Origin of the sequence: Desulfovibrio sp. (assembly GCF_035644575.1) — a bacterium.
Taxonomy (GTDB): domain Bacteria; phylum Desulfobacterota; class Desulfovibrionia; order Desulfovibrionales; family Desulfovibrionaceae; genus Desulfovibrio.
Window position 1 is genome coordinate 1 of record NZ_DASQOG010000198.1, and the last position, 3,371, is coordinate 3,371.

Genomic DNA, 3,371 nt, shown 5'->3' on the forward strand with positions numbered 1-3,371 from the left:
GCCGCCGTAATGAAAAAAGGCGGGCGGCAGGCCTGCCACCACGCCCTTGCCTGTTGGCGGAAAGTAAGCTTTGGCGCGAGGGCAGGGCGGGGAACCCATGCCTCGCGCAAAAGATCGCCGCAGCGCATGTTATACGCCTCCTTCACTCCATGTGTAGGGGATGGAAGGGTCATCGGCGGGCAGACGCTGCCCCTCGGTGGGATCATGGGGGATGTCGGCGCAGTTGCAGATGAGCGCCGGGGCGTCACCCATGGCCGTAAAGCCGTACCACACGTTCACGGGGATGCGCAGCAGGCCGTAGTGTTCCGGCCTGCCAAGGGCCAGTTCGCACAAAACGCCGCGCGTTTCGGAATCCGGCCTGTCGTCATACATCACGATTTTCAGCAGGCCTGAAGGCACGGCAAAATGCTGCGTCTGGCGGGTGTGGCGCTTCCAGGCCTTGACGTGGCCGGGCAGCACCTCTGAAAAATAGATTTCGCCAAAGCCCTTGCTGAAGTCTGGCAACAGGGGCGAACCGGGGCGCAGCATGTGCAGCACCGGCCCGCCTTCTGTCGGAATGACCTTCAGGGGTTGCAGCAGTGCGCCTGCAATGCCTACATCCTGCGCAGTCATTTCTTCCGTATTCATTACTTTACCCACACCTGATTGCGCTGTTCGGCGGCGTTGACGTAGGCCGCGATCTGCCCAAGGGTGAAGTCGAGCATGTTCTGTGGCTGTTTGCCGTTCTGGCCCTGATAGAAGCAGTGGTACCATTCGGCAGTGTAGCGGATGGTTTCCTCAAAGGTGAGGGTGGCCTTCCAGCCCAGATGCGCCAGTGCTTTATCGCAGCAGAGCTTGAGCAGGGTGCATTCCTTCATGCCAGCCTGACCGTTCTTGTCCATCTCGCTGGCAAAGCCGGGCCAGTGCAGGGCAAGGGCATCCACCACTTCAGCCACGGTATTGTTGACGTCTGCCGCAGGGCCGAAGTTGTAGGCCTGACCGCGCAGGTTGAAAGGCTCGTTGAGGCCCAGCAGCAGGCGCGCGCCAAGCCACAGGTAGCCGGAAAGAGGCTCCAGCACGAGCTGCCAGGGGCGCGTGGCCCACGGGCTGCGGATCTGCACCGGCTGCCCGGCGGCCCATGCGCGGGCGCAGTCGGGCACAATGCGATCCAGCGCCCAGTCGCCGCCGCCGATCACGTTGCCGGCGCGCACGGTGGCGCAGGCGGGGCCATCCTTGAAAAAGCTTTCAAAATAGGAGTGGGCGATGATCTCCGCGCAGCCCTTGGAGGCGGAGTAGGGGTCGTGCCCGCCGAGGTGGTCGGTTTCGCGGTAGCCCCAGACCCATTCATCGTTGCGGTAGCATTTATCGGAAGTGATCATGATGACGGCCTGCACATCGGGGCAGGCGCGCACAGCCTCAAGCACGTTGAGAGTGCCCATCATGTTGGCTTCAAAAGTCAGGGCCGGGTCGTCATACGACTTGCGCACCAGTGCCTGAGCCGCAAGGTGGAAGACCACATCGGGGCGGAATTGGCGCATGGCCTTGATCATGCTTTCGCGGTCGCGGATGTCGCCGCGCACGTCAGCTTCGAGGTGCGCGCAAAGATCCATGGCGGCATAGTGCGAGGGGGTGGTGGGCACGCAGTCGGAAAAACCGCCGACCACTGCGCCCATCTGGGTCAGCCATGCCGCAAGCCATGAACCTTTGAATCCCGTGTGCCCGGTTACAAAGACCCGGCGTCCTTTATATGCGTTGGCAAACATGTTGGTTCCTCGTTGGGTTTTCGCGCGTTGGCTGACGCGGAAAGGGGATGTGCAGCCAGTGAAGCAGGCTTCGGCTACGGGCAGGCCGCAGCCGAAGCTGTACGTACGTGTTGCGGAGCGCCGTCTATATCCAGAAGGCCTTGCCCGCGTCCCACATCTCGTTGAGCTTGATGGAGTCGCGCAGCGTGTCCATGCACTGCCACTGGCCGGGGTGCGGATACATGGAAAGCTGCCCTTCCGCCGCAAGCCGCTGCAATGGTTCTTTTTCCAGATCGCAGGCTTCGTCCTCGGTGAGGTAGTCAAGAAATTCGCGCTTGAAGACGAAAAATCCGCAGTTGATAAATTCGTCCAGCACGGGCTTTTCTTCCCACGAAAGGATCTTGCCGTCGGCATCGGTGCGCACCGTGCCAAAGCGCGAGGGCATACGCACACCCGTAAAGGTGCCTATGCTGCCCGACTGCTTGTGGAACTCAATGAGCTTGTTCAGGTCGATATCGGCAACGCCGTCGCCGTAAGTAACCATAAAGCGGTCGGTGTCAATGTGCTTGGCAACGCGCTTGAGTCGGCCACCCTTTTGCGTTTCCTGCCCGGTGTCGCACAGGGTCACGCGCCAGTCCTCGATGGGATTGGGGTAGGTGGTGATGTTGCCGCTCTTGAGGTCAACTGTAAAATCCGTATTGCGGATGTTGTAATCATGGAAATACTGCTTGATGACCTCGCCCTTGTAACCAAGGGGCAGGATAAAATCCTTGAAGCCAAAGCGCGCATAGATGGACATGATGTGCCAGAGCACGGGCCGTCCGCCGATCTCGACCATGGGCTTGGGTTTGACCGAGGTTTCTTCGCGCAGACGCGTACCCTTGCCGCCGCACATGATGATGACTTTCATTCTAAGCCTCCTGCCGCCGCGTTTCATGGCTTGTTCCGTTCGCGGCGTGTGGCCCATGTGTAGCAGAAGGGCGCAAGGAAAAAAAGCCCCGCAATGGGGCTTGGGCCGCCGGGATGCCCTTTGCATTTGCGCCCGCGCGGCGTAGAATAAGCAAAGCGCATTCAAACCCAAACTTTTTTGTGCGCAAGAGAGGTATTTATGAAGTTGTTTCGCCGTGGTTTGCTGTTGCCGCTGGTGCTGTTGCTGGGCGCACTGGTTGCGGCCTGCGTTACTTCCGGCCCGCAGAAGGCGCTGAACGACGTGGCCGATGCCCTGAACAAAAATGACGGCGCGGCTTTTTTGGCTCAAATTGACATGAAGCCTTTTGCAGCCAACCAGATTAAAAATATGACGCGCGAAGATCAGGCGCTCAACGCCCTGGATTCCATGGGGCGCTTGCTCGGGCTGGGCGGCATGGAAGACTTGCTGGGCAGCGTGGTGGACATGCAGGCGCGCTTGCAAAAGCAGTATATGCGCGGCGTGAGCACGGGCGAGCTGGTGGCCCAGTGCGGCAAGGCTGACACCCCTGATTGCCCGTGGGTGCCTGAAAGCCTGAAGACCGCCAAGATTACCGAGCTTGGGGCCGATGCGGCGGTGGCGCAGGTGACTACGCCCGCCCGCATGACCAGTTGGCTTGCCCTGCGCAAGGTGGGCGAGAAGTGGTTGGTGGTTGGGCAGGCCGTGATGGAAAGCACTGCCAG

Annotated in this window: 4 protein-coding genes; 1 reads left to right on the top strand and 3 read right to left on the bottom strand. The window is 60.5% G+C overall.

Annotated features, from left to right (window positions below):
• Nucleotides 1-129 precede the first annotated feature (129 nt).
• From VEZ52_RS11070 to rfbF, 3 genes are all read right to left on the bottom strand, one after another.
• Nucleotides 130-627 (bottom strand): dTDP-4-dehydrorhamnose 3,5-epimerase family protein, encoded by a 498-nt coding sequence (locus tag VEZ52_RS11070; protein WP_225529904.1) that lies wholly within the window; start codon nucleotides 625-627, stop codon nucleotides 130-132.
• Nucleotides 627-1,742 (bottom strand): CDP-glucose 4,6-dehydratase, encoded by a 1,116-nt coding sequence (gene rfbG, locus VEZ52_RS11075; protein WP_324836861.1) that lies wholly within the window; start codon nucleotides 1,740-1,742, stop codon nucleotides 627-629. Before rfbG ends, VEZ52_RS11070 begins: the two co-directional genes overlap by 1 nt.
• Before the next feature lie 124 nt (nucleotides 1,743-1,866).
• Entirely contained in the window at nucleotides 1,867-2,631 is a 765-nt protein-coding gene (gene rfbF, locus VEZ52_RS11080) for a glucose-1-phosphate cytidylyltransferase (RefSeq protein ID WP_022658049.1), read from the bottom strand.
• Between the two features lie 198 nt (nucleotides 2,632-2,829).
• On the opposite strand from rfbF, the gene VEZ52_RS11085 reads away from it, so the two are divergent.
• On the top strand, nucleotides 2,830-3,371 hold a 542-nt coding region (locus VEZ52_RS11085; RefSeq protein WP_324836862.1), incomplete at its 3' end, for a hypothetical protein.

Bases quoted from the DNA above. Each gene is read 5' to 3' on its own strand.
- rfbG (WP_324836861.1), bottom strand. From the start codon at position 1,742: ATGTTTGCCAACGCATATAAAGGACGCCGGGTCTTTGTAACCGGGCAC.
- VEZ52_RS11070 (WP_225529904.1), bottom strand. From the start codon at position 627: ATGAATACGGAAGAAATGACTGCGCAGGATGTAGGCATTGCAGGCGCA.
- rfbF (WP_022658049.1), bottom strand. From the start codon at position 2,631: ATGAAAGTCATCATCATGTGCGGCGGCAAGGGTACGCGTCTGCGCGAA.